Source organism: Dietzia sp. 2505 (genome assembly GCF_040546785.1).
Taxonomy (GTDB): domain Bacteria; phylum Actinomycetota; class Actinomycetes; order Mycobacteriales; family Mycobacteriaceae; genus Dietzia.
Genome location: NZ_JBEPON010000005.1, coordinates 67,985 through 94,927 on the forward strand (window position 1 = coordinate 67,985; position 26,943 = coordinate 94,927).

Here is a 26,943-nt window from a genome sequence, read left to right on the forward strand (position 1 = left end):
AGATGGATCAGCAGGAGGCCACGGCACTGACCCCTCGTGCCCAGGCCAAGGCCCGGCGCCGGGACGAGATCCTCGTCGCGGCGGCCCGGCTGATGGCACGGCGGGGCTTCCACGCCGTGCGACTGGACGACATCGGTGCCGAGGTCGGCATTTCGGGCCCGGGCATGTACCGGTACTTCTCCTCCAAGGAGGACGTGCTCGCCGAGATGTTGCTCGACATCTCGCGTCGGCTCCGCGACGGCGGGCGGGCCGCGGTGGACCGGGGTGGGGACCCGGCCGAGGTCCTGGACGCGCTGTTGGGGGTCCACGTGGACTTCGTGGCGACCGAACCGGATCTCATCAGCGTCCAGTTCCGTGACCTCGGCGCCCTCCCGGCCGGTCCCCGACATGAGGTGCGCAGGCTCCAGCGCGAGTACGCCGAGATGTGGGTCGACGCGCTCGTTCGGCTCCGCCCGGAACTGCCCGCCGTGGATGCGCGCGCCCACGTCCACGCGGTGTTCGGTCTTCTCAACTCCAGTCCGCGGTTGCCCTCGATGGCCGAGGCCGAACTGCGGCGGGTCCTCACCGCGATGGCATCGGCGGCTCTGCGGTCCTGATACCGTGCCGCTCTGGCCCGGTCAGTTCAGGGCCTCGAGCAGCCGCGTCCGCTCCTCCCGGTAGCGCTCCACGTTGTCGAGCTTGACGTCCTCGTATCCGCGCACCAGGTCCGGTAGTTCGGCCAGCGCCACGGCGGTGTCGTGCCAGGTGGCGTTCCTACCGACGGGGCCCGTGCGCTGCAGGTCGGCGGTGAGTCGGTCGACCAGTTCGCGGTACCCGGCCAGGAGTTCGCGCTCCACCCTGCGGACGTGGGCGTACCCGAATATGTCGAGCGGGGTACCGCGCAGGCGCTTCATCCTCGCCAGCGCCTTCATGGCGGGCATGGCCCTCGGGCCGATCGAGATCTTCCGCTTCATCCCCATCGCGCGCAGCGCCGGCGGATGCAGCTTGAGTCTGGGGACGGCGCCCTCGCCCCACTCCTCGGTGACCTGCGCCGCGAATTCGGGGTCGACCGCCAGCCGGGCGACCTCGTACTCGTCCTTGTAGGCCATGAGTTTGTGCAGGTTCCTGGCCACGGCGAGGGTGAGCCGCTCCCCGGGTGCGCCGGCCGGACCGTCCTGTCGGGCCTCGGCCGCGCGCAGGCCCTCGACCCGGCGGACGTAGTCGGCCGCGTAGGCCTCGTTCTGGAAGCCGATCAGCTCGTCGACACGCAGGGCGACCGCGGCGCGGAGCTCGTCGGAGGCGGACTCGCCCAGGCCGGTGAGCAGGCGCTCCGCGGCAGGGGACGGCTCGTGCAGGTCCGGTGTCGCCGTGGACACCGGCCGGTGCAGATCGGCGACCAGTGCGGCCAGGGCCTCCGGAGCCGCGACGGCCTGGCGGCCACGACGGAACGCCTGCAGATTCGCCGCGACCGCGACCCCGTTGAGTTCGATCGCCCGCTCGATCGCCCGGGCGGAGATCGGCAGGGCGCCGCTCTGGTACGCCGCCCCCACCATGAGCATGTTGGACGCCTGCGTGGACCCGAAGAGGTTCTCCGTGATCTCGCCGGGGTTCAGGTAGACGCCCCGCCTGGAGGCGCGATCGATGGCCGATTGGATGTCCGATGTCGACGGGTAGTGCACGGCGGTGTCAATCACCATGGTCCCCGTGGGGATGCGGGTGGTGGAGACCACCGCGGTGGTGCGGTCCGGGTGGGCGACCTTGAGGTTGGCGTCGTCCGCGCCCACGAGCCCGTCACAACACAGGTAGAGGTCGCAGTCCCCGGCTCCGATCTTCGGGGGTTGCTCGAGCGGGGTCCGCGCCACTCGGACATCGGAGACCACCGCGCCACCCTTCTGCGCCAGACCCGTCATGTCGAGCGTGCGGGCGGAGTTGCCGTCCAGCACAGCGGCGGTCGCCAGTACGGCCGAGACGGTGACGATCCCAGTCCCTCCGATCCCGGTGAGGCGAAGCGAGAAGCCACGGTCGGCGTCGACCGCGACCCGGGTCGGTTCAGGGAGGGCGGCCGCGTCCAGGTCCGGTGCCGTGGCCACGCGCTCGGTTCCTGTGCCCGGCACCACCGTGACGAAGGCCGGGCAGTCGCCCTCCAGGCATGAGAAGTCGAAGTTGCAGGTCGACTGGTCGATCCGGGTCTTGCGTCCGAACTCGGTGTCCACCGGATGGACCGACAGGCAGTTGGACTTCTTGCCGCAGTCGCCGCAGCCCTCGCAGATGCGTTCGTTGATCATCACCCGCTCGGCCGGGGTGGGGTAGGTGCCGCGCTTGCGGTGGCGGCGCTTCTCGGCCGCGCAGAACTGGTCGTGGACCAGCACGGTCACCCCGGGGACCGTGGCGAGCTCCTTCTGGACCTCGAGCGTGTCGCGGCGGTCGCGGACCTCGATTCCGCGGGGCAGCCCCTGGGACCTCGTGGCCTTGACGTCGTCGGTGGTGACGACGATCTTGGCGACCCGCTCCGCGAGCAGGAGCCGCAGGATCTCCGGCAGCGACATCTCGCCGACCGGGTCCTGGCCGCCCGTCATGGCCACCGTGCCGTTGTAGAGCAGCTTGTAGGTGATGTTGTCGCCCGAGGCGACGGCCGCGCGGAGGGCGAGCGAACCGGAGTGCATGAACGTGCCGTCGCCGATGTTCTGCACCATGTGGCGTTCGGTCAGGAACGGGGCCATACCGGTCCACTGGAGTCCCTCGCCGCCCATCTGGGTGACCCCCGTGACGGTGCCGACCTGGTCTTCGTCCATGAGCAGAACCATCGCGTGGCAGCCGATGCCGCCGCCCACGAGCGTCCCGTCCGCCACCTTGGTGGAACTGTTGTGCGGGCACCCCGAGCAGAAGTAGGGGGTGCGGGTGGTGGCCAGCGGCAGGGAGATGCGTGAGCGGCCGCGGCCCGGTCCGTCGAGCCAGGCCTTCGCCGATTCGACCCCGTGGACGCGGCCCAGCCGCTGCGCGAGGCCCCTGGTCACGGCGTCGACGTCGAGTTCACCGAAGCGGCTGAACAGTGTGGAACCGTCCTCGTGGGTCTTGCCCACGACGTTCGCGACGCCCGCACGGCGGAAGTGGATCTCGCGGATCATCGTCTCGATGAAGTCGCGCTTCTCCTCCACCACGATCACCTCGTCGAGGCCGGTCATGAACTCGTCGAGAACCGTGCGCTCGATCGGGTAGACCATGCCGAGCTTGAGGATCCGGATGCCACGGCGGGCGAGCTCGGCGTCGTCCAGGCCCAACCGGCGCAGCGACTCGCGGACGTCGAGGTAGCTCTTGCCGGCCGCGACGATCCCGATCCGGTCGTCGGCGGTCGACTGCACGATCCGGTTGAGTCTGTTGAGCCGGGCGTACTCCAGCGCGCGGGGGATCCGGATCGTGAGCTGGTTCTGCTCCAACTCCATGAGACTGGACCCGAGCAGCTGGCCCGAGGGCACGTGTGGGCTCGCGCCCAGATCGCCGTAGACGGGCAGGATCCGATCCGGGTCCACCAGCGCGGTGGACGAGGCGTCGGCGACGTGCGAGGAGATCTTCATGGCCGACCACAGGCCCGAGACTCGGGAGAGGATCGCCGCGTGGACACCGAAGTCCAGCACGTCCTGGGAGTCCGCGGGGTAGAGCGTCGGGAGGTACAGGTCAGCGAGCGCGAGCTCCGACGAGCACGGCACGGTCGAGGACTTGGCTCCGGGGTCGTCACCGACAAGCGCCACCGCGCCCCCGCGGGGGTCGGTGCCGATGAGATTGGCGTGGCGGATCGCATCCGTCGCGCGGTCCAGACCGGGGGCCTTGCCGTACCAGTACCCGACGACGCCCTGCAGTGGCGCGCCGCCGGTGTGGTTCGTCGCCCGGAGGGTGCCCGTGCGCCGCGCGAGCTGCGACCCCATGACGGCCGTGGCGGCGGCCTCCTCGTTGAGGGCGGGGCGGTGGACCACGTCGAACGGATCGAGGAACCTCCCGCGCCTGGCCAGCTCGAGGTCGTAGCCGGCCAGTGGCGAGCCCTCGTAACCACTGACGAGACTCGCGGTGAGCAGGTTCTGCCTGCGGTCCAGTCGCGCGCGGTCGCGGACCGTGCGGACCAGGGCCTGGATGCCGGTGAGGAACACCGTGCCGCTCTCCCGCGTGTAGCGGTCGGAGAGCGAGAACGAGGTGGCGTCCGCTTGCCCGGTACGGGGCAGATCATCATGGGTCCCGCTCGGGGGGCCGAGAAGAGAGGTCATCGGTCACACCTGGCCTTCGAAAGACGAGTACTGTGCCTCCAGGCTAGGCGCGTGGGTGATGCGCGTCACGTGGCCAGAGTAAAGCAGTACAGTATGTGCACAATGCTGGCTGGAATCGGGACAAGGATGGACATAGTGCGCAGTGATCGGTGGAATACTGTGTACACATGGATACGGCTTCCGATCTCGATCACACCGACCGGCGACTGCTCGAGATCGTCCTGGCGTCCCCCAGGGTCGGGGTGCGCGAGTTCTCCCGCCGCCTCGGGGTGGCCCGCGGGACCGCGCAGGCGCGGTTGGACAAGCTCGAGGCCCGGGGGGTGATCTCGTCCTGGGCGCCGACCCTCGATCCGGCGGCGCTCGGGTTCCCGCTCTCGGCGTTGGTTCACGTCCAGGTGGCGCAGGCCGAGCTGGAGGCGACCTGCACCGGCCTGGCGGAGGTGCGCGAGGTCCTCGAGGTGATGAGCGTGGCGGGGGAGTTCGACATCGTCTGCCGCGTCGTGGCCCGGGACCACTCGCATCTCGAGGAGGTCTTCAGCGCCATCATCGCCACACCGGGTGTCCTGCGCACCCGCACCGAGGTGGTCCTGCGGCGACGGGTCGGCCCGCGTGTCGCCCAGTTGCTGGACGAGTGAGACTCACTCCCAGATGCGGGCGAACGGGTAGGCCTGCTCGTACTCGGAGGCGAGTTCGAGAAGCAGGCGGTCGTGACCGATCCTCGCCGACAGGTGCACGCCGATGGGCAGGCCGTCCGGCGCCCGGCCGGTGGGAAGCGAGACGGCGGGCGACCCGGCGATGTTCTGTAGGGGCGTGAAGGTCACCCAGTTGGAGACCCGCTCGAGGTGGGTCTCGTAGGGCAGGTCCGCATCCAGATACCCGACCTCGGGGGTCTCGTGGTTGACCACCGGGTTGAGATAGACGTCGAACTCGCCGAACGCCGAGTCGAACCGCCGCCTGGTCCGATAGAGGCGGTACAGGTGCAGGGGGAGCGAGGGCAGACCCCGCCTGGCCATCGCGGCGAGGCCGATCGTGAACGGGTCGAGCCGCTCCGCCGCGAACTCCGGGCTGAACATGCCCCGGCCGCCCGAGGAGGTGCCCAGGGCGAGCAGTCCCCAGTAGGCGATGAAGTCCTCGCGGAACGAGTCCGGCACAGGCGCGGGGGTCGGCACGATCTCGTGGCCCAGCGCCGCCAGCCGGTCGGCGGCCTCCCGCAACACCGCCAGGGTGGCGGCATCTGTCGGGTCGCCCGCGGGACTGTGTTCGACGAGGCCGATCCGCAGTCGACGCCCGGGGGCCTGCGCGACCGAGCCCAGCGGCGGGACCCCCACCGGACGGTGCCCCGCTTCGAAGGCGGTCAGGAACGCCACCGTGTCGCGAACGGACCGGGTGACCACGGACTGGGAGATGATCGGTATTGGCATGTTCGCCGAGAACTTCTCGTCGGGGTGTCTGCCGCGACTGGGTTTGAACCCCACCAGGCCGGTGACCGCCGCGGGGATCCGGATCGAGCCGCCGCCGTCATTGGCGTGCGCGATCGGCAACGCGCCGGCGGCCACCAGTGCGGCGGATCCCCCCGAGGACCCGCCGCTGGTGCGGCCGGTGTCCCACGGGTTCCGGGTGACGAGCCCGCCCTGCCGCTCGGTGGCGGCGGTCCAGCCGAACGGCGGCATCGCGGTCGTGCCCACCGGGATCAGTCCGGTCGCACGGAAGAGCGGTGCGTAGGGGCCGTCGTGGAGAGCCGGTCGGGTGGGGACTGCGGACGAGCCGAGCGTCATGGGTAGGCCCTCCACCCGGACAGCGTCCTTGAACGCCGACGGCACGCCGGCGAGCGGGGCGGAGAACTGGGAGTTCCGGACCCAGTCCGCCCGGTGGCGCGCGCGGTCGTAGTCGGTGTGCACCAGGGCGCCCAGAACGGGGTCCACCGTGGCGCAACGCTCGATGGCGGCCTCGACCAGTTCCGCGGGTGAGACCTCCCGCCTGCGGACCTTCTCCGCGAGGGCTGAGGCGTCGTCGTACCCGAGCGCATCGTCGCGGAAGGCGTGCACGCGGCGCGGCAGTCCGGCGGGGGTCGACTCGGCGACGGCATCGGTTGTGGTGTCGGTCACGCGTCCACTGTAGGGCGTCCCCCTTGACAGCGACCGAGGTATTCGTGCATCTTAGGTGTACCTAAGTAAGGCGAGCGTCACCTTATTCACGTACCAGAGATCTCGCCGTGTAGCGGGCGACCCGTGGAGGGCAAACAATGGCAGTGCACCCGATCGTGTCGGATCCGGTCGTCACGGGCGCCCGACGTCTCCTGGACGGCGCGGGCATCGCCACGGTCGCCGTCCGCGGCTCCCGGAACCGCTCGGACGTCATGGTGGCCGCGCAGCACCGCTGGATCGGTGGAGGTGCCGTCGTCGTCACCGGGGCCCCCGCGCCGTGGTCCGATCTGATCGTGGAGCCGGGTTCCTCGGTCGAGGTGGTCGTGATGATCGACGAGTTCGCCCCGATCGTCGAGGCGAAGGTACACGTCGCCAGCCTCTACGGCTTCGGTGTGGCGCGTGCGGCACGCCAGGGCGAGGGGTGGGTCGTCGAGATCGAGATCGAGCTCGGCGAGCTGCAGGTGCGCCGGCTCGGCCACGAGGGAACGGTTCTCGCCCGAGACCTGGATGCGGTGCCCTCGGACCCGCTGGCCTCCCAGGCGCCCGGTCTCGCGGACGAGATCCGGGCGCGGTTCGGGGAGCACCTGGCGATCCTGGCGGGGTCGGGCGATCCGGCCCATCCGCCGTTCGTCCTGGGCGTCGATCCGGACGGACTCCACCTGCTGACCGCGCTCGGCCGCGACGCCGATGTCGTGCACCTGCCGTTCATGACCCGGGCGCAGTGCGTCGGTGACGTGGTTCGTGAGATGGGCCAGTACGTGGCCCGGGCGAGCTGAGCCCCGGTCCACGCGTCCCCGGCTATCTACGCCGGGGAGTAGGTCAGGCAATCGGCGGTATCGGCCCCGGAGCCGATCTTCACCGACTCCGCCGAACAGAGCAGATCCTTGTTGTGCGCGCACTCGACGCGCTGACACGCGCCGACGTGCGCGCTGGCGGTGGGCAGGCCGCCCCGCACATCGAGCGAGATGAAGGTCCCGCACTCGGCGTGGTCGGGCGATCCCGCCACGGTGATCGCCGGCGCCGTGCAGTCCGCGTCGGCGTTGAACGAGCACGTGGTGACGGTGCAGTTGCTGATTCCGGTGAGAGTGGCCATGACGGTTGCTCCTCGTATCGGGGGTGATCCGGTTGCCGCGGACCGTTCGGGTGTCCCCGAGTCAACCCCTGATCGCCTTGACTTGCAAGCAAGGAGAGCCTGTGCTAAGTCAGGTTAGCCTAAGCATCTGACCAGCACTTTCCCTGTACGGCCGCATCGTGAACCCCGCGGGCCGCGTCCCCCCGCCGCCTCCGGGAGGAGTGTGCGGCCGCGGATCCCCCCTGGACATCTGTGAGCCGTAGCACTATGGTCGAACTCAGTTAATCCGACTTAACTGAAAGGGAGCGGCGCTGATGACTTCCGCGACCACCGATCGCCCGACCACCAATCGCCAGGCGCACGAGGAGCTCCTCACCGACCTCCGCGACCGCCTCGAGCGGGCCGCGATGGGCGGTGGGGAGAAGGCCCGTGCCCGTCACCTCGAGCGGGGCAAGCTCCTCGCCCGCCAGCGGGTGGACGTCCTCCTGGATCCCGGTAGCCCGTTCCTCGAGCTGTCCCCGCTGGCCGCCGAGGAGATGTACGGGGGCAAGGCGCCGGGCGCCGGTGTCGTCGCCGGGATCGGCCGGGTATCCGGGCGCGAGTGCCTGGTGATCGCCAACGACGCGACCGTCTCGGGCGGCACCTACTACCCGATGACGGTGAAGAAGCACCTGCGCGGCCAGGAGGTGGCGATGGCCAACAACCTCCCGTGCATCTACCTCGTGGACTCCGGCGGGGCGATGCTCCTGCAGCAGGACGAGGTCTTCCCGGACCGTGACCACTTCGGCCGGATCTTCTACAACCAGGCGAACATGTCCGCCAAGGGCATCCCGCAGATCGCCGCGGTCATGGGGTCGTGCACCGCCGGCGGCGCCTACGTCCCGGCGATGAGCGACGAGGCCGTGATCGTCCGGAACCAGGGCACGATCTTCCTCGCCGGCCCGCCGCTGGTGAAGGCGGCCACCGGCGAGGAGGTCACCGCCGAGGAGCTCGGGGGCGGCGACCTGCACGCCAAGACCTCCGGTGTGGTGGACCACCTGGCCGACGACGACTACGACGCGCTCATGAAGGTCCGCCAGATCGTGGCGACCTGCCCACCGGCGCCCGAGCCGGACTGGGAGGTGCTCGAGCCCCGCGAGCCCGTCCGCCCGCAGACCGACCTCTACGACCTCGTCCCGGTCGACTCCCGCCAGCCCTACGACGTGCGCGAACTCATCGGCACGATCGTCGACGGCGGCGAGTACACCGAGTTCAAGGAGAACTACGGTGCCTCGATGGTCACCGCGTTCGCGCGGATCCACGGTCATCCGGTGGGGATCATCGGCAACAACGGCGTCATCTTCTCCGAGTCCGCGCTCAAGGGTGCGCACTTCATCGAACTGTGCGACCGCCGCAAGATCCCGCTGGTCTTCCTGCAGAACATCACCGGCTTCATGGTCGGCCGCCAGTACGAGGCGGGCGGCATCGCCAAGAACGGCGCCAAGATGGTCACGGCCGTGGCATGCGCGCGGGTCCCCAAGTTCACCGTCGTCGTGGGCGGGTCCTTCGGTGCCGGCAACTACTCCATGTGCGGCCGTGCATACTCGCCGCGATTCCTGTGGATGTGGCCCAACGCCAAGATCGCGGTGATGGGCGGTCCCCAGGCGGCCGACACCCTCGCCTCGGTGCGCGCCGCGCAGGTCACCAAGTCGGGCGGGGAGTGGACGGACGAGCAACAAGCGGAGTTCACCGCACCGATCCGCGAGCAGTTCGAGGAGCAGTCCACCGCGTACTACTCCACGGCCCGACTGTGGGACGACGGGATCATCGATCCCGCCGACACCCGTACCGTCCTCGGCCTGGCCCTCGCGGCCGCGGCCAACGCCCCCCTCGAGCCGGTCAACAACGGCGTCTTCAGGATGTGAGCCCCATGTCAGAGGCATTGACCCAGAAACTCCACACCGTTCTTGTGGCCAACCGCGGCGAGATCGCGTGCCGCGTGATCCGTTCCCTGCGGGCCGCGGGTATCCGCTCGGTCGCCGTCTACTCCGACGCGGACGCGGACGCCCTCCACGTGCGCATGGCCGATGCCGCGGTCCGCCTGGGCCCGGCCCAGGCCTCGCAGTCCTATCTGGACTTCGAGAAGGTGATCGACGCGTGCCGCCGGACCGGCGCGCAGGCCGTCCACCCGGGATACGGCTTCCTGTCGGAGAACTCGCGGTTCGCGCGGGCGCTCGAGGAGGCGGGCCTGATCTTCGTGGGGCCGCCGGCCACCGCGATCGAGACCATGGGCGACAAGATCACGGCCAAGGCGGCGGTCTCGGCTCGTGACGTGCCCACCGTGCCCGGGATCTCGCGGCCGGGACTGACCGACGACGAGTTGGTGGCCGGCGCCGACGAGGTCGGGTACCCGGTCCTCGTCAAGCCGTCCGCGGGCGGCGGCGGCAAGGGCATGCGACGCGTGGAGCGACCGGAGGACCTGCGCGCCGCGCTCGACTCCTCCCGCCGCGAGTCGGCAGGCGCCTTCGGCGACGACACGCTGTTCCTCGAGCGCTTCGTCGACACCCCCCGACACATCGAGGTGCAGGTCCTCGCCGACACGCACGGCAACGTCATCCACCTGGGCGAGCGTGAGTGCTCGCTACAGCGCCGCCACCAGAAGGTCATCGAGGAGGCGCCCAGCGCGCTGCTCGACGAGGTCACCCGCCAGCGCATCGGCACCGCCGCGTGCGACGCCGCCCGCTCGGTCGGTTACGTGGGCGCCGGCACGGTCGAGTTCATCGTCTCGGCCAACGCCCCGGACGAGTTCTTCTTCATGGAGATGAACACCCGTCTGCAGGTCGAGCACCCGGTCACCGAGATGGTGACCGGCGTCGACCTGGTGGACTGGCAGGTCCGCATCGCCGCGGGCGAGGAGCTGACGCTGCGCCAGGAGGACATCACCCTCACCGGCCACGCGATCGAGGCCCGCGTCTACGCGGAGGACCCGGCCAAGGGCTTCCTGCCGACCGGCGGCACCGTCCTCGGATTGGAAGAGCCCTCGGGTGACGGCATCCGCGTGGATTCCGGCCTGCGCGTCGGCACGGTCGTCGGCAGCGACTACGACCCGATGCTCGGCAAGGTCATCGCCCACGGCTCCGACCGCGCCGAGGCACTGGCCCGGCTCGACGCCGCGCTGGCCGGCACCCACGTACTGGGCCTGCGGACCAACATCGACTTCTGCCGGTTCCTGCTCTCCCAGCCGGAGGTCGTCGCCGGCGACCTCGACACGGGACTGCTCGACCGGACCCTCGACGACTACACCGCCACCCCGGCGCCCGAGGGTGCACTGGTCGCCGTGGCCATGCACCGCACCGAGGAGCGCTGGGCCCGCGTCCCGGCCGCCCGGCGCGGACCGTGGGACGTGCCCAACGGCTGGCGGGTCGGCGGGCGCGCCGAGGTGTGGACCCGGCTGGACTCCGGCCCGGGTTCGGACGCCGTCACCGTCGGCCTCAGGGGAACACCCGACGACGCCGAGGTGACCATCACCGACGCCACGATCGGCTCCACGGCCGAGCCCGAGGTCACCTCTCGGCACCGGGCCAGAGTCGCCCGGGACGGCGGGTCGCTGCGACTGACCGTCGACGGAACCCAGCAGCGCTGGACCGTCGTCCGCTCTGCTGACCCCAGGGCGGCGGACACCTTCTGGGTGGCCGGCGACGGTGGCACCTGGGACCTGCGGCTGCTCCCGTTGATCGACTCCCGGATCCACGACGCCGGGTTGTCGGACGGTCAGATCCTCAGCCCCATGCCCGGGTCGGTCATCGCGTGCTTCGTCGCCGACGGCGACGAGGTGACCGCGGGCCAGAACGTCCTGGCCGTCGAGGCCATGAAGATGGAACACGCCCTGTCGGCACCGATCGACGGAGTGGTCCGGCTGAACGTCTCCACCGGCGAGCAGGTGCCCGCCGACCACCTGCTCGCGACGGTCGAACCGAGCACCGTCGAGCCCCACCCCTCCACCGAGGAATCCGAAGGAGAAGGCAATGCCTGAGTTGGAAGAGCACTACGCCGACTTGAAGTCGACGGTCGCCGAGTTCGCCGACAAGGTGGTCGCCCCCGCCTCGGCCGAGCACGACCGCAGCCACACGTTCCCGTACGAGATCGTCGCCAAGATGGGCGAGATGGGCCTGTTCGGCCTGCCCTTCCCGGAGGAGTTCGGCGGCATGGGCGGCGACTACTTCGCCCTCTCCCTGGCACTCGAGGAACTGGGCCGTGTCGACCAGTCGACCGCCATGACGCTCGAGGCCGGTGTGGGCCTCGGCGCGATGCCGATCTACCACTTCGGCACCGACGAGCAGAAGAACACGTGGCTGCCCGATCTCGCCGCGGGCAAGAAGCTCGCGGGCTTCGGCCTCACCGAGCCCGGTGCGGGGTCGGACGCCGGCGCCACCAAGACCACCGCCAAGCGGGACGGCGACGAGTGGGTGGTCAACGGCAACAAGCAGTTCATCACCAACTCGGGAACCGACATCACCTCGTTGGTCAATGTCACGGCGGTGACCGGCGTGCGGGACAACGGCAAGAAGGCCATCTCGACCATCATCGTCCCGTCGGGCACGCCCGGCTTCACGGTCGAACCGGCGTACGACAAGGTCGGCTGGAACTCCTCCGATACCCACCCGCTGACGTTCTCCGACGTGCGGGTACCGGCGGAGAACATCCTCGGCGAGGAGGGGCGCGGGTACGCGAACTTCCTGTCGATCCTCGACGAGGGCCGCATCGCGATCGCCGCGGTCGCCACCGGTGCCGCACAGGGTTGCGTCGACGAGTCGGTGAAGTACGCGCGCGAACGCGAGTCCATGGGCCAGAAGATCGGGTCGTTCCAGGCGATCTCCTTCAAGATCGCCCGCATGGAGGCCCGCGCCCACACCGCTCGCTGCGCCTACTACGAGGCCGCGCGTCTCATGCTGGCCGGCAAGCCCTTCAAGAAGGAGGCCGCCATCGCCAAGATGGTCTCCTCCGAGGCAGCCATGGACAACGCCCGGGACGCCACCCAGATCCACGGCGGCTACGGGTTCATGAACGAGTACCTGGTGGCCCGGCACTACCGGGACTCCAAGATCCTCGAGATCGGCGAGGGCACCACCGAGGTGCAGCTCATGCTGATCGCGCGCGGTCTGGGGCTGTAGTCATGACCGAACAGACCGGCACCGAGACACAGACCGACACCGGGACCCGCAAGGAAGTCGTCCAGCGCGGACTGTGGTTCGAGGAGTACGAGGTCGGCACGGCGTACCTCCACCGCCCCGGCCGCACGATGACCGAGACGGACAACGTCCTGTTCACCACGCTCACCATGAACACCCAGGCCCTGCACCTGGACGCCGCGTGGTCGGCCGAGCAGCCCGGTTTCGGCGGAGAGCGTCTCATGAACTCCATGCACACGCTGTCGACCCTGGTCGGGCTGTCGGTCGCGCAGCTCACCCAGGGCACCATCGTGGCCAACCTCGGGTTCTCCGAGGTCACCTTCCCCAAGCCCGTGTTGCACGGGGACACCCTCTACGCCGAGACGGTGTGCACCGACAAGCGGGAGTCGAGGTCGCGTCCGGGCGAGGGCATCGTGACGCTCGAGCACATCGGCCGCAACCAGCACGGTGACGTGGTGGCCAGGGCCGTCCGCAAGACGCTGGTCCGCAAGCGTCCGGCCGATCAGGCGGGGGAGGGGTCGGCATGACCCCGGCCTGGATCCCGCCCGGTCCGGCACTGCTGTTCTGCCCGGCCGACCGCCCCGAGCGGTACGGCAAGGCGGCCGACCGCGCGGACGTGGTGATCGTCGACCTGGAGGACGCGGTCGCACCGGACGCCCGACCGGCCGCCCGGGAGGCGCTCATGGCCTCCGACCTGGATCCGGAGCGCACGATCGTCCGAGTCAACCCGGTCGACACCGATGATCACGCCGCGGACCTCGAGGCCCTCGCCGGGACCGGATACCGTTGCGTCATGCTCGCCAAGACCGAGTCGGCCGCACAGGTCGCCGACGTCCACGCCGCCACCGGCGCGGCGGTCCTGGCGCTGGTGGAGACGCCTCTCGGCGTGATCCGCGCCGCGGAGATCGCCGCCGCACCCGGATGCGCCGGGATGATGTGGGGCGCCGAGGACCTCCTGGCCGCCATGGGTGGCTCGACCAGTCGTTTCTCGGCAGTCGAGGCGGGTGGCCCCCGGGTCGCCGGGGAGTACCGCGACGTCCCCCGGCACGCACGGGCGCAGGTCGCGCTCGCGGCGGCCGCGTTCGGTCGGTGGGCGGTGGACTCGGTCCACCTGGACATCGCCGACGAGGCGGGTCAGCGCGCCGAGGCGCTCGACGCCGTCGCCCTGGGGTTCGTGGCCACGGCCTGTATCCACCCGTCCCAAGTGGCGGTGGTCCGACAGGCCTACGCGCCCGACGACGACGAGGTGGCCTGGGCCCGGAAGGTCCTCGACGCCGCCCGGAGCAACCAGGGCGTCTTCCGGCTGGACGGCCGAATGGTCGACGGCCCCGTCTTTCGTCAGGCCGAGGCGACGATGCGTCGCGCCGCGGCCACCGCCACCTGATACGCCGCCACCCGACACCGCAACCCCACTTCGTGGGCCGTCCGACCCCACCCTCAAGGAGTACCGAGATGACCATCACCGATCTCGATTCCACCCCACTGGACCCCGCTCTGTCCCACACCCGTGGGGACGCCGACGTCCCGCTGCTCACGCAGACGATCGCCGACAACCTGGCCGCCACGGTGGAGCGCTTCGGCGACCGCGACGCCCTCGTCGACGTGCAGGCCGGACGCCGGTGGTCCTACACGGAGTTCCACGCCGACGTGCGTCGCCTGGCCTCGGGCCTGCTCCGGCTCGGGATCCGGACCGGCGACCGCGTGGGGATCTGGTCCCCCAACCGCTGGGAGTGGGTGATGATCCAGTACGCCACCGCCGAGATCGGGGCGGTGCTGGTCAACATCAACCCCTCCTACCGCGTCCACGAGCTGGAGTACGTGCTCAAGCAGGCCGGGATCAAGGCCGTGGTCGCGGCGCCCCAGTTCAAGGACTCGGACTACACCGGCATGCTCTCGCAGGTCCAGCCCAGTTGCCCGGACCTGGAGGTCGTCGTGCTGTTCGGCGACGAGGAGTGGGAGTCGATGATGTCGGGGCCCACCGACGCCGAGGAGCTGGCCGGGATCCGGGCCGGTCTCGGCGCCGGCGATCCCATCAACATCCAGTACACGTCGGGCACGACCGGCTTCCCCAAGGGCGCCACCCTGTCACACACCAACATCCTCAACAACGGGTTCTTCGTGGGCGAGACGATCAACTACTCGGAGGTGGACCGGGTCTGCATCCCGGTGCCCTTCTACCACTGCTTCGGCATGGTGATGGGCAACCTCGCGTGCACCACCCACGGGTCGTGCATGGTGATCCCCGCGCCGGCGTTCGACCCCGCGGCCTCGCTGCGGGCGGTGGCGCAGGAGAAGTGCACGAGCCTGTACGGCGTGCCGACGATGTTCATCGCCGAGCTCGCGCTCGAGGACTTCGACTCCTACGACCTGTCGTCCCTGCGGACCGGGATCATGGCGGGGTCGCCGTGCCCGGAGGCGACCATGCGTCAGGTGATCGACCAGATGAACATGGAGGAGGTGTCCATCTGCTACGGCATGACCGAGACCTCCCCGGTGTCCACCCAGACCCGGTCCGACGACTCGTTGGACCGCCGCGTCTCCACCGTGGGGCGGGTCGGCCAGCACCTGGAGATCAAGATCGTCGACCCGGAGTCGGGTGAGACCCTGCCGCGCGGCGAGGCGGGGGAGTTCTGTACCAAGGGGTACAGCGTGATGATCGGGTACTGGAACGAGCCGGAGAAGACCGCCGAGGCGCTCGACGCCGACGGGTGGATGCACACCGGGGACATCGGTGAGATGGACTCCGACGGCTACGTCAAGATCACCGGGCGCATCAAGGACATGGTGATCCGCGGAGGCGAGAACATCTATCCCCGCGAGGTCGAGGAGTTCCTCTACACGCACCCCGACATCCTCGACGCCCAGGTGATCGGGGTCCCGGATCCCAAGTACGGCGAGGAGCTCATGGCGTGGGTCCGGCTCAAGCCCGGGCGCGACGACCTCACGGCCGACGAGGTCCGCGCCTTCGCCACCGGCAAGCTCGCGCGCCACAAGATCCCGAAGTACGTCCACGTGGTGGACGAGTTCCCTATGACGGTCACAGGCAAGGTCCGCAAGGTCGACATGCGCAAGACGGCGATCGAGATCCTCGGCATCGCCTGACGGCCCACACACCCAAGGAGGACGTGTATGTCCAGCAAGATCATGACAGCGGCGGAGGCCGTCGCGGACATCCCGGACGGGGCGTCGATCGCCGCCGGCGGGTTCGGGCTGTGCGGGATCCCGCAGGTCGTCATCGAGGCCCTCGCCTCCCGCGACGTCGGGGACTTCGAGGTCTTCTCCAACAACGCCGGGGTCGACGGCAAGGGCCTCGGCATGCTCCTGGAGACCGGGAAGCTCCGGCGTATCGTCTCGTCGTACGTGGGCGAGAACAAGGAGTTCGCGCGCCAGTACCTGTCCGGTGAGCTCGAGGTGGAGCTGACGCCGCAGGGCACCCTCGCGGAGCGGATGCGCGCGGGCGGCTCCGGGATCGGCGCGTTCTACACGCGCACCGGCGTGGGCACCTACGTGGCCGACGGCGGGATGCCGTGGAAGTACGACTCCGAGGGCGGTGTCGCGGTGGCCTCGCCGCCCAAGGAGACCCGGGAGATCCGCGGCGAGACCTACGTGCTCGAGCAGGCCATCGAGGCCGACTTCTCGCTGGTGCGGGCGGCGGTCGCGGACCGCAGCGGCAACCTGCGGTTTAACCTCACCGCCCGCAACTTCTCGCCGTTGGCCGCCATGGCCGGCCGCGTGTGCATCGTCGAGGCGGAGAAGATCGTCGAGGTCGGCGAGCTGGCCCCCGACGACATCCACCTGCCCGGCATCTTCGTGCACCGCCTGGTCGAGCTCACCACGCAGCAGGTGGAGCAGACCAAGTGGATCGAGAAGACCACCACCAACCCGCCCTCGGAAGGACAGCGCTGATGAGTACCTCCGCTACGCCCGCCCGACTCGGACGCGACCGCAAGGCGATGGCCGCCCGCGCGGCCCTCGAACTGTCGGACGGCCAGTACGTGAACCTCGGAATCGGGCTTCCGACCCTGGTGCCCAACTACGTCCCCGAGGACGTCAACGTCACCCTGCAGTCGGAGAACGGACTGCTCGGGATCGGCCCCTACCCGCACCCGGACGACGTCGACCCGGACCTGATCAACGCAGGCAAGGAGACCGTCACCACGCTCCCCGGCTCGTCGATCTTCGACTCCGCGATGAGCTTCGGGATGATCCGCTCGGGCAAGATCGACGTGGCCATCCTGGGGGCGATGGAGGTCAACCCGGCCGGGGACATCGCCAACTGGATGGTGCCCGGCGCGATGGTCAAGGGCATGGGCGGTGCCATGGACCTCGTGGTGGGAGCCCGCCGTATCGTCGTGGTGATGGACCAGGTGGCCAAGGACGGCTCGTCCAAGATCGTCTCGGAGATCTCGCTACCGCTCACGGGCCTGGGATGCGTGGACCGGATCATCACGGAACTCGGGGTCTTCGACCGCGACGAGGCCGGGCTGACCCTGGTCGAGATCGTCGACGGGGTGACCCTCGAGCAGGTCGCCGCCGCCACGGGAGCCCCGTACCGGGTGGCCGAGGGACTGCGGTAATCGCGCCACCGCCCGCCGGCGCCGCCGGACTCTGGACCACACCGGTCCGGGGTCGGGCGGCGCTCTCGGCGTTGGCCTGGGTCCTGGGGTATGTGGTCGGCCTCGTCGTCGTCGTCCTGCTCGTACTCGTCGCCGCGAGCACCGTCGGCACCGCGAGACCCGACACGGCCCTGCTCGCCCTCGTGGTGCTCGGCGGCACCGCGGTGGCGGCGCTGGTGGCCGTGCGGGTCCACCTGCTGCGCCGACGCGGTCTGGGCTGGGCCGATGTGGGGCTGCGCCCCCCGGCACGCACGCCGCTGCACCTGGTGTGGCAGATCCCAGCGGTGATGCTCGCGGGGGTCGCCGCCTCCATGGTGGTGCTCATCCCGCTGGGGAGCGGTCCGGAGGGCTCCGACGACGGGCTCGAGGACCTCGCCACCGGCGGGCCGGCGTTCGTGGTCCTCGGACTGCTCGCCGTCGCGGTGCTCGTCCCGGTGGCCGAGGAGGTCGTCTTCCGGGGGATCGTCCTGCCCGCACTGCGTGCGAGGTTCCGGGCCGTTCCGGGGATCGCGCTCGCTGGGGCGGTCTTCGCCGCCGTGCACCTGATCCCGCCCGCGCTGCCCTACCTGTTCGTGGTGGGCATCTCGCTGTGCGTGATGGCGCAGTGGTACCGGTCGATCGTGCCCGGCATCGTGCTCCACGGCGTCAACAACGCGGTGGTGTTCGCCGGGCTCGTCGCGGCGGGCTCGGTCTGAGGGATGCCCGCGGGCCGGTACCCGGCGGAGCTCAGGCCAGCAGTGCGGACACCAGCAGCAGGACGGGGAGCGCCCCGAGGGTGGTGAGGACCGCCGAGTCGCGGGCGAGCAAGGTCCCGTGCCCGTAGCGGGTGGCGACCACCAGGACGTTCTGCGCGGTGGGCAGGGCGGCGGCCACCACCACGGTGAGGAGCTCGTGCCCCCGCATCCCCATGAGTCCGCTGCCGACGGCGTACGCGAGCAGGGGGTGTGCGACCAGCTTCAGGCCGCTGGCGAGGGCGATCTCCCGGCGCGGTGAGGCTCCGGCCTCGAGCACCTTCACGCCGTAGAGCGACATGCCGAACACCAGGAGAGCGCCGGGAACCGAGATCTGACCGACCAGGTGGACCGGCTCGAGAAGGCGCTCGGGCGGTGACCACGGCAGTGCGGCCACCGCCACCCCGGCGAGCGCGGCCAGGACCAGCGGGGTCCGGGCGGCCTGGAGCGCCGAGGAGAACGCACCTCCACCGCCATCGGTCGTGCCGTCCGCCCGGGCGGCGCGCTCGAGCACGGCGATCGCGACCGGCTGCAGCACCGCCACCTGGAACAGCAACAGGGGCATGACGAACCCGAAGTCCCCCAGGACGTAGACGGCGATGGGGATGCCCAGGTTGGCTGAGTTGACGTAGCTGGCGGACAGGGCGCCGACGGCGAGGTCGGCGGCCGGTCGCCGGAGCCACAGTCTCGCGATGAGCACGTAGGCCACCGCCATGACGATCGCCGTCACGGCGGAGACCACGAAGACGCCGGTGAAGACCTGGTCCAGCGTGGTCCGGGCGAGGGCGTCGAACAGCAGGGCCGGGGTGGCGACGAAGAACACGAGCCGGTTGAGCACAAGTCGGGCGTCGGAGCCGAGGACCCGGGAACGGGCGAGCAGCCACCCGAGAGCGACGACCGCGACGATGACGGCGAAGCCGTTGAGGACGCCGGCCACTGCGGACTCCTGGGGTTCGGGGGAGGGGAGCGGTAACGCCGATCGGGGCCGAGCACTCCTGCGGGCAGGAGGCGCGACCCCGATCGGGTTGCTGTTGCCTGAGTCGGCGGCTATTGACCGCAGGCGGGACGTGCGGTGCGGTTCGACCGCGCCGAGCAGTGGCTCAGCGGCTGGTGAACGGCAGCAGTGCCATCTCGCGGGCGTTCTTGACCGCGACGGCGACCTGACGCTGCTGCTGCGGCGTGAGGCCGGTGACGCGGCGTGAACGGATCTTGCCACGATCGGAGATGAACGTGCGGAGGGTGTTGACGTCCTTGTAGTCGACCGTCTCGATACCCGCGACCTTCAACGGGTTCTTCTTGGGCCGACGACCCTCCTGGGCACGGATCTTCTTGGACGGGGTGCTACGCGCTTTTGCCATGATTACCTACTCACCAACTCGACTTCGTGACACCGGGCAGCTCGCCACGGTGGGCCATCTCGCGCATACGGACGCGGGAGAGGCCGAACTTGCGGAGGTAGCCGCGGGGGCGACCATCGGCGACGTCGCGGTTACGCACCCGCACGGGCGAGGCGTCACGCGGCATCTTGTTGAGCGCGGTCTGGGCGTCCATGCGCGCCTCGTCCGTGCTCTCGGGGTTCTTGATGATTGCCTTGAGCTCGGCGCGGCGCTCGGCGAACCGGGCCACCTTGGCCTTGCGCTGCTCGTTGCGCGCGATCTTTGACTTCTTGGCCACGGGTCAGCGCTCCTCTCGGAATTCGACGTGCTTACGGACGACCGGGTCGAACTTCTTGAGGACGATGCGGTCCGGGTTGTTGCGGCGGTTCTTGCGGGTCACGTACGTGAACCCGGTCCCGGCCGTGGACTTGAGCTTGATGATGGGTCGAACGTCGTTACGTGCCATCTCAGATCTTCTCCCCACGGGCGCGGATACGGGCCACGACGGCCTCGATGCCATCGCGGTCGATGGTCTTGATGCCCTTGGTGGAGACCGTCAGCGTGACGCGACGACCCTCGGAGGGCACGAAGTAGCTACGGCGCTGGATGTTCGGGTTCCAGCGACGGTTGGTCCTGCGGTGTGAGTGCGAGACGGACTTGCCGAAACCCGGCTTCCGTCCCGTTACCTGGCAATGCGCCGACATGGCGTGTTTCTCCTTCCGCCTCCTCGTACGGTGGCGCGTGATGGTCGGGACTCCCGCTCGGCCTGGGCCGGGCAGCAGCGGATCACCACGTCGCGGGCACCGTGAGAGGCGATAGCAAACGTGCAGACAACAGCGATGGTCTAGTTTACGGCCCGACCGCGGGAAACGGTAATCAGCACGTCAGCGCCGGTGGGGACGGCCGGAGGAGCGTGCGAATTGGGTACGCGGTCATCGTACGGGTACGATCTACCGATGCGTGTGCTGATACCGGGATCCCCGGTTCGGCCACTGGCATTTGCGTGCCCCTGACGGGGCGGGCGCCAGACCCAAGACTTCTACCGAGCTAGAGGGATCCAGTATGAAGAACGACATCCACCCCGACTACCACCCGGTGGTCTTCCAGGACTCGGGCACCGGCACCAAGTTCCTCACCCGCTCCACCGCCAAGAGCGAGCGGACCGTCGAGTGGGAGGACGGCAACTCCTACCCGCTCATCGTGGTCGACGTGACCAGTGAGTCGCACCCGTTCTGGACCGGCGCGCAGCGCGTCATGGACACGGCCGGCCGTGTCGAGAAGTTCCAGCGCCGCTACGGCAACCGCACCCGCCGCACCAAGTGAGCTGCGGGTCGGTGCGCCGCCGCCGACCCACACCCACACCCGAGACCTAAGAGGACGTAACAGTCATGGCAGTTCCGAAGCGTCGCCTCTCGCGCGCCAACACCCATTCCCGCCGCTCGCAGTGGAAGGCCGAGAACCCGGCCCTCCAGGAGACCAAGATCGACGGCCGCGCCGTGGTGCTGCCGCGTCGCCTGGTCAAGGCCGCCAAGCTCGGCCTCGTCGACCTCGACCGCTGAGTGTCGGTCGACTGATCGCCGAGACGAACTGAGCTCTGCGGCGCCCGCGCGCCGCACGCACACGCCCGGTCACGAGCCCGGTGGGTCCCCTCGGACCCGCCGGGCTCGTCGGCGTCGTCAGGGCCCCGCGAGGACCGGGTGCCGGTCGCGGTGTTCCTCAGCCGTGGTTCAGGCGGGTGCGGGAGACTTCCCGGTATGAAGATCCTCGTTGTGGACGACGACCAGGCAGTGCGTGAATCCCTGCGCCGTTCCCTCACGTTCAACGGTTATTCGGTGGAGCTCGCGGGGGACGGGGTCGAGGCGGTCGAACGGCTCGACGCGAACCGTCCGGACGCGGTGATCCTCGACGTCATGATGCCCCGCCGCGACGGCCTCGAGGTGTGCCGGATTCTGCGGAGTCGGGGTGACGACCTCCCGGTGCTCATGCTGACCGCCCGCGACGCGGTGTCGGAGCGGGTGGCGGGCCTGGACGCCGGCGCCGACGACTACCTGCCCAAGCCCTTCGCCCTGGAGGAGCTCCTGGCCCGGCTGCGGGCGTTGCTGCGTCGTCGGGGTCCGGAGGCCGAGGACGTGGACGAGGTGTTGGAGTTCGAGGACCTGCGGATGGACCTGGCGACGCGCGAGGTCAACCGGGGCGAGCGCCGGATCCAGCTGACCCGGACGGAGTTCTCCCTGCTCGAGTTGCTCCTGCACCATCCCCGTCGTGTCCTCACCCGGAGCCACATCCTCGAGGAGGTGTGGGGGTACGACTTCCCCACGTCGGGGAACGCGCTCGAGGTGTACATCGGGTACCTCCGACGTAAGACCGAGGGCGACGGCGAGAGTCGTCTGATCCACACCGTGCGTGGCGTGGGATACGTGTTGCGCGAGACGCCGTAGTGCGAGCCCGCACGGTGGGGTGGGGCTCCACACCGATCTCCCTGCACCAGCGGGTCACCCTGCTGGCGGCGAGTTCGGTGGGCGTCGCGGTGGCCTTGATGGCCGTCGCGGCGTACTTCGTCGTGTCCGGGTCGATGTACAGCGAGGTCAACAACCGGCTCCAGCAACAGGCCGACCAACTGGTCAACAGCCAGCTCGCGTCGGAGTTCGCACTCCAGTCCCGGAGCACCCTCATCGCGCTGCGGGCCTTCAACCCCAACCTGGACGCACAGATCGTGGCGCCCTCCGGTGTGCGGACGGCCACCGGCGAACCCTTCCAGATCGGCGGCCCCGAGATCGCAGTGGTGCGCGGCGAGTCCGAGTCGAGTCTGCGGACGGCCGGGGGCAAACAGATCTACGCCGTGGGTGTCCGCGACGGCTCGACACTCATCCTGGCGCAGGACCTGAGCCCCACCAGGGCGGCCCTCAACCGTTTGGCGATCGTCCTGACCCTGGTGGGTGCCGCCGGAATCGCGCTGGCGGCGGTGGCCGGTACGGCGGTGGGGCGCACGGGACTGGCGCCGGTCGCCCGGTTGACCAGGGCGGTGGAGCGGATCGCCAGGACCGATGACCTGCGGCCCATCCCGGTTGCGGGTGACGACGAGATCGCCCGGCTCACCGCCAGCTTCAACCAGATGCTCGTGGCGCTGGGGGAGAGCAGGGATCGACAATCTCGGCTCGTGGCCGATGCCGGACACGAGCTCAAGACACCGTTGACCAGTCTCCGGACCAATGTGGAGCTACTGATCGCCGCGAGCAGGCCGGGGGCCCCGACGATCCCGGCCGCGGACAGGGGGGCGCTCGAGGTCGACGTGATCGGTCAAATCTCCGAGCTCAGCCAGCTGGTCGGGGACCTGGTCGAGCTCGCCCGTGAGGATTCCGGGGAGGTCGAGCTGGAGCCGGTCGCGGTGTCCGAGGCGGTCGAGCGGGCTCTCGAGCGGGTCCGTCGGCGGCGTCACGACGTGCGGTTCGACGTGGATCTGGCGCCCTGGTACTCGTTCGGTGACAATGCGGGAATCGAGCGTGCGGTGCTGAACATCTGCGACAACGCGGCCAAGTGGAGCCCGACCGGCGGGACGGTGACGGTCCGGATGAATCCGGTGTCGGAGTCGGTCGTGGAGTTGACCGTCGCCGACCAGGGTCCGGGTATCCCGGAGGAGGACAGGCAACTGGTCTTCGAACGATTCCACCGCTCGCGGGAGGCACGGGCGATGCCCGGTTCGGGGCTCGGGTTGGCGATCGTCCGACAGGTGGTCACCCGGCACGGAGGAACCGTGGAGATCCATGACGCGGAGGGCGGGGGCACCGAGGTGCGCATGACCATCCCCGGGTGTGAGCTCCCCCCGGACTGATCCCGGGGGACGCCTGTCGTCTCAGCGGGCACACAGCGCGGTGAGGAACCATGGCGGGTATGGAGAACGAGAACGATCGGGGTTCGGGTGGTCCCCGGCCCGGCGACGAGTGGGCCTCGGGTCCGGGCGCGGGTCCGGGTGGATACGGTCAGCGGACGCAGAACCCGTATGGTCCCCGCGACGACGGTCGGGGACCGGGCCCGGCGAACGTCGGTCAGACCCCTCCCGGCCCTCCCCAGTACGGTCCCGCGCAGCCAGGCCAGTACGGGCACGTGCAGCCGAACCCGGGGTGGGGCGGAGCGGGGCAGCCGACCGCGGCCCTGCCCCCGCAGCCCGCGTACGGCGGCGACGATCCCGGCTCGACCGCACCGGCGAAGTCGGGCCGGGGCCTGCTGGTCGCCGGACTGGTGGCCGCGATGCTCGTCTCGGGCGGACTGGGCGGGTGGATCGGTGCCACGGTGGCGGGCGGCGGTGACAGCGGCAGGCTCGCCTCCCCGATCAGCGCCGCCCAGCCCGAGGGTCAGGCCCCGGACGGGACGGTCGAGTCCGTCGCCGACAAGGTCCTGCCGAGCGTGGTCTCGATCGACGTCCGCGGGCAGGCCGGACGTGGTGAGGGATCCGGCGTGGTGCTGGCCCAGGACGGTCTGATCATCACGAACAACCACGTCATCGCGATGGCGGCGACCGGCGGGCAGATCGAGGTGCGCTTCAACGACGGGTCGAGGGCGCCGGCGACGGTCGTCGGCACCGACCCCGCCACGGACATCGCCGTGATCAGGGCGGACACCGACCGCTCGCTCACCCCGATCGCGCTCGGGTCCTCCTCGAACCTGGACGAGGGGCAGGCCGTCGCGGCGGTGGGTTCCCCGCTCGGCCTGTCCGGCACCGTGACGACCGGCATCGTCTCCGCGCTCGACAGGCCGGTACGCGCGGGCGGCGCGCAATCCGACCAGAACACGGTGATCGACGCCATCCAGACCGATGCGGCGGTCAACCCGGGCAACTCCGGCGGCGCTCTGGTCAACATGAACGGTGAGCTGGTCGGCATCAACTCCGCCATCGCGTCACTGGGCTCGGGCAACTCCGGATCGATCGGTCTGGGTTTCGCGATCCCGGTCGACCAGGCCCGGCGGATCGCCGACCAGCTGATCAAGCAGGGGTTCGCCACCCGTGCGGTCCTCGGGGTCTCGGTGAGCGACCAACCCGACATCGACGGCGCGCTGGTCCGCACCACCGAGGTGGGAGGCCCCGCCGCGCAGGCGGGCATCGAGGAAGGGGCGGTGATCACCATGGTCGGGGAGCGGTTGATCGAGAGCGGCGACGCGCTGGTCGCCGCGATCCGGTCGAGGGCTCCGGGCGAGACGATCTCCGTCACCTATGCTGCTCGTGTGGGCGATCAGCCGACGACTGTCGACGTGGTACTGGGAGAGGCGAGATGAGCACGAGATTCGACCCGAGGTCTCTGCCCGGTGGGCGCAGGATCCAGACGGACGTGGATTTCGACCCCTCGGCGGCCGTTCCGGCGGACACCCCCATCGCCGGTCGCGCGATGGTCGTGGTGGTGACCGACCGGCTGGATCCGCGCGAGGACTCCATCGGTCCGTTGGTCACCGAGCTTCTCGAGGAGGAGGGCTTCCTGGTCGGCGGCGTCGTCGGCGTGGCATCCGAGGAGTCCGAGGTCCGCAAGGCACTCGAGACAGCGGTGGTCGGCGGTTTCGACTTCGTCGTGACCGTGGGTGGCACCGGGGTCGGCCCCCGGGACATCACCCCCGAGGTCACGGAAGAGATCCTCGACCAGCGGTTGCCCGGCATCGCCGAGGCGATCCGGTCGTCAGGCCTCACGGCCGGCGCGGTCGACTCGATCGTCTCCCGCGGATTGGTCGGGGTGTCCGGCAGCACGGTGGTCGCCAACCTCGCGCCCAGCCGCGCGGCGATCCGGGACGGGATGGCCACGCTGTGTCCGCTCGTCTCGTACGTGGTGGCACAGCTGTCGGCGATCGACGAGCTGTGACCGACAGCGCCCCGGGGACACGCCGGTCGTACAGCAGCGCCCGGATCGACGACGTGTTCGGCGAGACCGTGCCAGGGACCACGTCAGACGAGGCACGGGACCGGGAAGCCCGGCTCGGCGACGACTGGTGGATGGAGCAACGCCCTCCCCACCACGGGTGAGACCCGCATAGCGGTGGGGGCGGGACGTGGTGTCAGGACTCGCCGGACGTACTCCGCGGGTCCGAAGGATGGGTGAGCGGGCGACCCGCGAGAAGGTCGCGGATCTCAACGAGGAGGTCGTTGTCCGAGGCGGGGGCGTCGACGCCCTTGCGCTTGGCGGCGGCCTCCTTCAGTTTGTTCATCGGCCCCACCAGGACGAAGTAGATGACCGCGGCGATCAGCAGGAAGTTGATGATCGCGGTGAGCAGCAACCCGAAGTCCATCCTGGTCTCGGGGTTGTTGTCCAGCAGTTGGACGGCGAACCCGATCTCGCTGTTCCCGCCGAGCAGGGCGATGAGCGGGTTGATGATCGCGCTGGTGAAGGCGTCGACGATCGACGCGAACGCGGTGCCGATGACCACGGCGACCGCCAGGTCGATCACGTTGCCCTGCATGATGAAGTCCTTGAAGCCCTTGAGCATCCTGCACCCCTCCCTGGTGTCGCGGCGAGGTCCACCGCGTGCGTGGTCGTGCGTTCCGACTGAACCGCAGGGACGTTACCAGCCCGATCAGCCCCGTTGAGGGGCCAGCGTCCTCTCACCGCCCCGCCGGTCCGGCGCTGCGTCGCGTCACCCGAGTTCCAGCCGCGTCACCCGTGCACCAGCACCGCCAGCGGCGTTCCGGCGGCCGTCGAGGCCAACCGGGCGGCATCGGATTCCGGGACCTCGACGAGGATCGACCGACTCCCGACCCGTCCGGCAGGGGTGTCCCTCACCCGCGCGGCACGCGCCACCACGGCGGGCGCGGCGAACGAGTCCGGGTCCGCCGTGCCGACCAGATCCACCAGGTCACCGGGTTGTAGGAGATCTGCGACGGCCGGGTCCGCGAGGGGGACCGGGACCACACGCACGTTCCGGTGGTCGGGGTGGCGGGCCCCCGCGGGGGGCGGCGCCGTCACCTCCTCCGGGACCTGGCGCCCGACGACGGGCGCGGCCACGACCAACGCGGCGGCCAGGGCGATCCGGGTGGCACGTCGACGCCGCCAACCCCGCGGGGCTGTCGGGGACGTGAGGATTCGGCGCAACTGGGTCCCCCGTCTGTCGGCACGCTGCCGGTGAGCGCGGTGTGGGGGAGACGGTATCGGGGTGACGGCATCCCGCCGGGTCGCGTGCAGGGGGCCGGGCGGGTGGCTGTGGAGGAGCGGAGCCCTGTGGAGGAGGTGGGTCGGCTACCCGTTACGACGACGAGCTGGCCGACGAGCCGGATGACGACGCCGAACTCGACGACGAACCCGAGCCCGACGACGAACCCGAGCCCGAGCCGGACGTCGCTCCAGCCGATGAGCCCGAACCGGAGCCGGACTTGCCGGAGTCGGAGGTGCCGGAAGCGGACTTCCCGGAGCCGCCCCCGGTCGAGGAACCCGACCCGGCGGCGCGGCTGTCCGTGCGGTAGAAGCCCGAACCCTTGAACACCACGCCGACCGTGCTGAACAGCTTGCGCAGCTCACCGTCGCACTTCGGGCAGACAGTGAGCGAGTCCTCGGTGAAGGACTGCTGGATGTCGAAGGCGACGTCGCAGTCGCGGCACCGGTACGAATAGGTGGGCATCTGGCCTCCGGGGCAGA

Annotated in this window: 30 protein-coding genes; 19 read left to right on the forward strand and 11 right to left on the reverse strand. The window is 70.1% G+C overall.

The window, feature by feature from the left end:
- Positions 1–2: 2 nt before the first annotated feature.
- On the forward strand, positions 3–596 hold the full coding sequence (locus tag ABIE38_RS11020) for a TetR/AcrR family transcriptional regulator (protein ID WP_354056214.1): 594 nt from the start codon (positions 3–5) through the stop codon (positions 594–596).
- Positions 597–617: 21 nt separating this feature from the next.
- Here the strand turns inward: ABIE38_RS11020 and ABIE38_RS11025 are convergent, their stop codons facing one another.
- On the reverse strand, positions 618–4,232 hold the full coding sequence (locus tag ABIE38_RS11025; RefSeq protein WP_354056216.1) for an indolepyruvate ferredoxin oxidoreductase family protein: 3,615 nt from the start codon (positions 4,230–4,232) through the stop codon (positions 618–620).
- A gap of 167 nt (positions 4,233–4,399) precedes the next feature.
- On the opposite strand from ABIE38_RS11025, the gene ABIE38_RS11030 reads away from it, so the two are divergent.
- Positions 4,400–4,867, forward strand: a complete 468-nt coding sequence (locus ABIE38_RS11030; protein ID WP_354056218.1) for an Lrp/AsnC family transcriptional regulator — start codon at positions 4,400–4,402, stop codon at positions 4,865–4,867.
- A gap of 3 nt (positions 4,868–4,870) precedes the next feature.
- Here the strand turns inward: ABIE38_RS11030 and ABIE38_RS11035 are convergent, their stop codons facing one another.
- Complete coding sequence (locus ABIE38_RS11035; RefSeq protein ID WP_354056220.1) at positions 4,871–6,337, reverse strand: amidase; 1,467 nt, start codon at positions 6,335–6,337, stop codon at positions 4,871–4,873.
- Between the two features lie 137 nt (positions 6,338–6,474).
- Between ABIE38_RS11035 and ABIE38_RS11040 the strand changes: the two genes are divergently transcribed.
- Positions 6,475–7,152, forward strand: a complete 678-nt coding sequence (locus ABIE38_RS11040) for a hypothetical protein (protein ID WP_354056222.1) — start codon at positions 6,475–6,477, stop codon at positions 7,150–7,152.
- 26 nt (positions 7,153–7,178) lie between these two features.
- Here ABIE38_RS11040 and ABIE38_RS11045 read toward each other — a convergent pair whose 3' ends face one another.
- Positions 7,179–7,469 (reverse strand): DUF1540 domain-containing protein, encoded by a 291-nt coding sequence (locus ABIE38_RS11045; RefSeq protein WP_354056223.1) that lies wholly within the window; start codon positions 7,467–7,469, stop codon positions 7,179–7,181.
- 293 nt (positions 7,470–7,762) lie between these two features.
- On the opposite strand from ABIE38_RS11045, the gene ABIE38_RS11050 reads away from it, so the two are divergent.
- The 9 genes from ABIE38_RS11050 to ABIE38_RS11090 all read left to right on the forward strand — a co-directional run bounded on the left by ABIE38_RS11050 (position 7,763) and on the right by ABIE38_RS11090 (position 17,927).
- Positions 7,763–9,352, forward strand: coding sequence for a carboxyl transferase domain-containing protein (locus ABIE38_RS11050; RefSeq protein WP_354056225.1), 1,590 nt, complete (start codon positions 7,763–7,765; stop codon positions 9,350–9,352).
- 5 nt (positions 9,353–9,357) lie between these two features.
- On the forward strand, positions 9,358–11,460 hold the full coding sequence (locus ABIE38_RS11055; protein WP_354056227.1) for an acetyl/propionyl/methylcrotonyl-CoA carboxylase subunit alpha: 2,103 nt from the start codon (positions 9,358–9,360) through the stop codon (positions 11,458–11,460).
- Positions 11,453–12,598 (forward strand): acyl-CoA dehydrogenase family protein, encoded by a 1,146-nt coding sequence (locus tag ABIE38_RS11060; RefSeq protein ID WP_354056228.1) that lies wholly within the window; start codon positions 11,453–11,455, stop codon positions 12,596–12,598. The genes ABIE38_RS11055 and ABIE38_RS11060 overlap by 8 nt, the downstream gene beginning before the upstream one ends.
- A gap of 2 nt (positions 12,599–12,600) precedes the next feature.
- Positions 12,601–13,143: a MaoC family dehydratase gene (locus tag ABIE38_RS11065; RefSeq protein WP_354056230.1), complete on the forward strand. Its 543-nt coding sequence runs from the start codon at positions 12,601–12,603 to the stop codon at positions 13,141–13,143.
- Positions 13,140–14,000, forward strand: coding sequence for an HpcH/HpaI aldolase/citrate lyase family protein (locus tag ABIE38_RS11070; protein ID WP_354056231.1), 861 nt, complete (start codon positions 13,140–13,142; stop codon positions 13,998–14,000). Before ABIE38_RS11065 ends, ABIE38_RS11070 begins: the two co-directional genes overlap by 4 nt.
- Before the next feature lie 68 nt (positions 14,001–14,068).
- Positions 14,069–15,718, forward strand: coding sequence for an AMP-binding protein (locus ABIE38_RS11075; protein ID WP_354056233.1), 1,650 nt, complete (start codon positions 14,069–14,071; stop codon positions 15,716–15,718).
- A gap of 27 nt (positions 15,719–15,745) precedes the next feature.
- The gene (locus tag ABIE38_RS11080) at positions 15,746–16,522 is read left to right on the forward strand and encodes a CoA transferase subunit A (protein WP_354056235.1); all 777 of its coding nucleotides are present in this window, start codon (positions 15,746–15,748) and stop codon (positions 16,520–16,522) included.
- Positions 16,522–17,193: a 3-oxoacid CoA-transferase subunit B gene (locus tag ABIE38_RS11085; RefSeq protein WP_354056236.1), complete on the forward strand. Its 672-nt coding sequence runs from the start codon at positions 16,522–16,524 to the stop codon at positions 17,191–17,193. Before ABIE38_RS11080 ends, ABIE38_RS11085 begins: the two co-directional genes overlap by 1 nt.
- Positions 17,194–17,264: 71 nt before the next feature.
- Positions 17,265–17,927, forward strand: coding sequence for a CPBP family intramembrane glutamic endopeptidase (locus ABIE38_RS11090; RefSeq protein ID WP_354056238.1), 663 nt, complete (start codon positions 17,265–17,267; stop codon positions 17,925–17,927).
- Between the two features lie 31 nt (positions 17,928–17,958).
- On the opposite strand, the gene ABIE38_RS11095 is transcribed toward ABIE38_RS11090, so the two are convergent.
- The 5 genes from ABIE38_RS11095 to rpmB form a co-directional block, all read right to left on the reverse strand.
- Positions 17,959–18,900: an AEC family transporter gene (locus ABIE38_RS11095; RefSeq protein ID WP_354056240.1), complete on the reverse strand. Its 942-nt coding sequence runs from the start codon at positions 18,898–18,900 to the stop codon at positions 17,959–17,961.
- Positions 18,901–19,063: 163 nt separating this feature from the next.
- Complete coding sequence (gene rpsR / locus ABIE38_RS11100; RefSeq protein ID WP_007632792.1) at positions 19,064–19,321, reverse strand: 30S ribosomal protein S18; 258 nt, start codon at positions 19,319–19,321, stop codon at positions 19,064–19,066.
- Positions 19,322–19,331: 10 nt separating this feature from the next.
- Positions 19,332–19,637, reverse strand: a complete 306-nt coding sequence (rpsN, locus tag ABIE38_RS11105) for a 30S ribosomal protein S14 (RefSeq protein WP_017836289.1) — start codon at positions 19,635–19,637, stop codon at positions 19,332–19,334.
- 3 nt (positions 19,638–19,640) lie between these two features.
- A complete protein-coding gene (gene rpmG, locus ABIE38_RS11110; protein ID WP_017836290.1) occupies positions 19,641–19,805 on the reverse strand; it encodes a 50S ribosomal protein L33 in 165 nt (54 codons plus the stop codon).
- Position 19,806: 1 nt separating this feature from the next.
- Positions 19,807–20,043, reverse strand: coding sequence for a 50S ribosomal protein L28 (rpmB, locus tag ABIE38_RS11115; protein ID WP_010542299.1), 237 nt, complete (start codon positions 20,041–20,043; stop codon positions 19,807–19,809).
- 358 nt (positions 20,044–20,401) lie between these two features.
- Here rpmB and ABIE38_RS11120 point away from each other — a divergent pair, with 358 nt between their 5' ends.
- The 7 genes from ABIE38_RS11120 to ABIE38_RS11150 all read left to right on the forward strand — a co-directional run bounded on the left by ABIE38_RS11120 (position 20,402) and on the right by ABIE38_RS11150 (position 25,340).
- The gene (locus tag ABIE38_RS11120) at positions 20,402–20,662 is read left to right on the forward strand and encodes a type B 50S ribosomal protein L31 (protein WP_095718598.1); all 261 of its coding nucleotides are present in this window, start codon (positions 20,402–20,404) and stop codon (positions 20,660–20,662) included.
- Positions 20,663–20,727: 65 nt separating this feature from the next.
- Positions 20,728–20,898: a 50S ribosomal protein L32 gene (gene rpmF, locus ABIE38_RS11125; RefSeq protein ID WP_179525844.1), complete on the forward strand. Its 171-nt coding sequence runs from the start codon at positions 20,728–20,730 to the stop codon at positions 20,896–20,898.
- A gap of 195 nt (positions 20,899–21,093) precedes the next feature.
- On the forward strand, positions 21,094–21,777 hold the full coding sequence (locus ABIE38_RS11130) for a response regulator transcription factor (RefSeq protein WP_182617164.1): 684 nt from the start codon (positions 21,094–21,096) through the stop codon (positions 21,775–21,777).
- Complete coding sequence (locus tag ABIE38_RS11135) at positions 21,777–23,168, forward strand: sensor histidine kinase (RefSeq protein ID WP_354056244.1); 1,392 nt, start codon at positions 21,777–21,779, stop codon at positions 23,166–23,168. The genes ABIE38_RS11130 and ABIE38_RS11135 overlap by 1 nt, the downstream gene beginning before the upstream one ends.
- 59 nt (positions 23,169–23,227) lie before the next feature.
- Positions 23,228–24,607 (forward strand): S1C family serine protease, encoded by a 1,380-nt coding sequence (locus ABIE38_RS11140; protein WP_354056245.1) that lies wholly within the window; start codon positions 23,228–23,230, stop codon positions 24,605–24,607.
- Positions 24,604–25,179 (forward strand): MogA/MoaB family molybdenum cofactor biosynthesis protein, encoded by a 576-nt coding sequence (locus ABIE38_RS11145; protein ID WP_179525840.1) that lies wholly within the window; start codon positions 24,604–24,606, stop codon positions 25,177–25,179. Before ABIE38_RS11140 ends, ABIE38_RS11145 begins: the two co-directional genes overlap by 4 nt.
- Complete coding sequence (locus tag ABIE38_RS11150; RefSeq protein ID WP_354056248.1) at positions 25,176–25,340, forward strand: hypothetical protein; 165 nt, start codon at positions 25,176–25,178, stop codon at positions 25,338–25,340. Before ABIE38_RS11145 ends, ABIE38_RS11150 begins: the two co-directional genes overlap by 4 nt.
- 32 nt (positions 25,341–25,372) lie before the next feature.
- On the opposite strand, the gene mscL is transcribed toward ABIE38_RS11150, so the two are convergent.
- The 3 genes from mscL to ABIE38_RS11165 form a co-directional block, all read right to left on the reverse strand.
- Positions 25,373–25,801: a large conductance mechanosensitive channel protein MscL gene (gene mscL, locus ABIE38_RS11155; RefSeq protein ID WP_354056250.1), complete on the reverse strand. Its 429-nt coding sequence runs from the start codon at positions 25,799–25,801 to the stop codon at positions 25,373–25,375.
- A gap of 167 nt (positions 25,802–25,968) precedes the next feature.
- Positions 25,969–26,403 carry a hypothetical protein gene (locus tag ABIE38_RS11160; protein WP_354056252.1) on the reverse strand — a complete coding sequence of 145 codons (435 nt, stop codon included), beginning with the start codon at positions 26,401–26,403 and terminating at the stop codon, positions 25,969–25,971.
- 151 nt (positions 26,404–26,554) lie between these two features.
- Positions 26,555–26,926 (reverse strand): FmdB family zinc ribbon protein, encoded by a 372-nt coding sequence (locus ABIE38_RS11165; protein WP_354056254.1) that lies wholly within the window; start codon positions 26,924–26,926, stop codon positions 26,555–26,557.
- Positions 26,927–26,943: the final 17 nt, after the last annotated feature.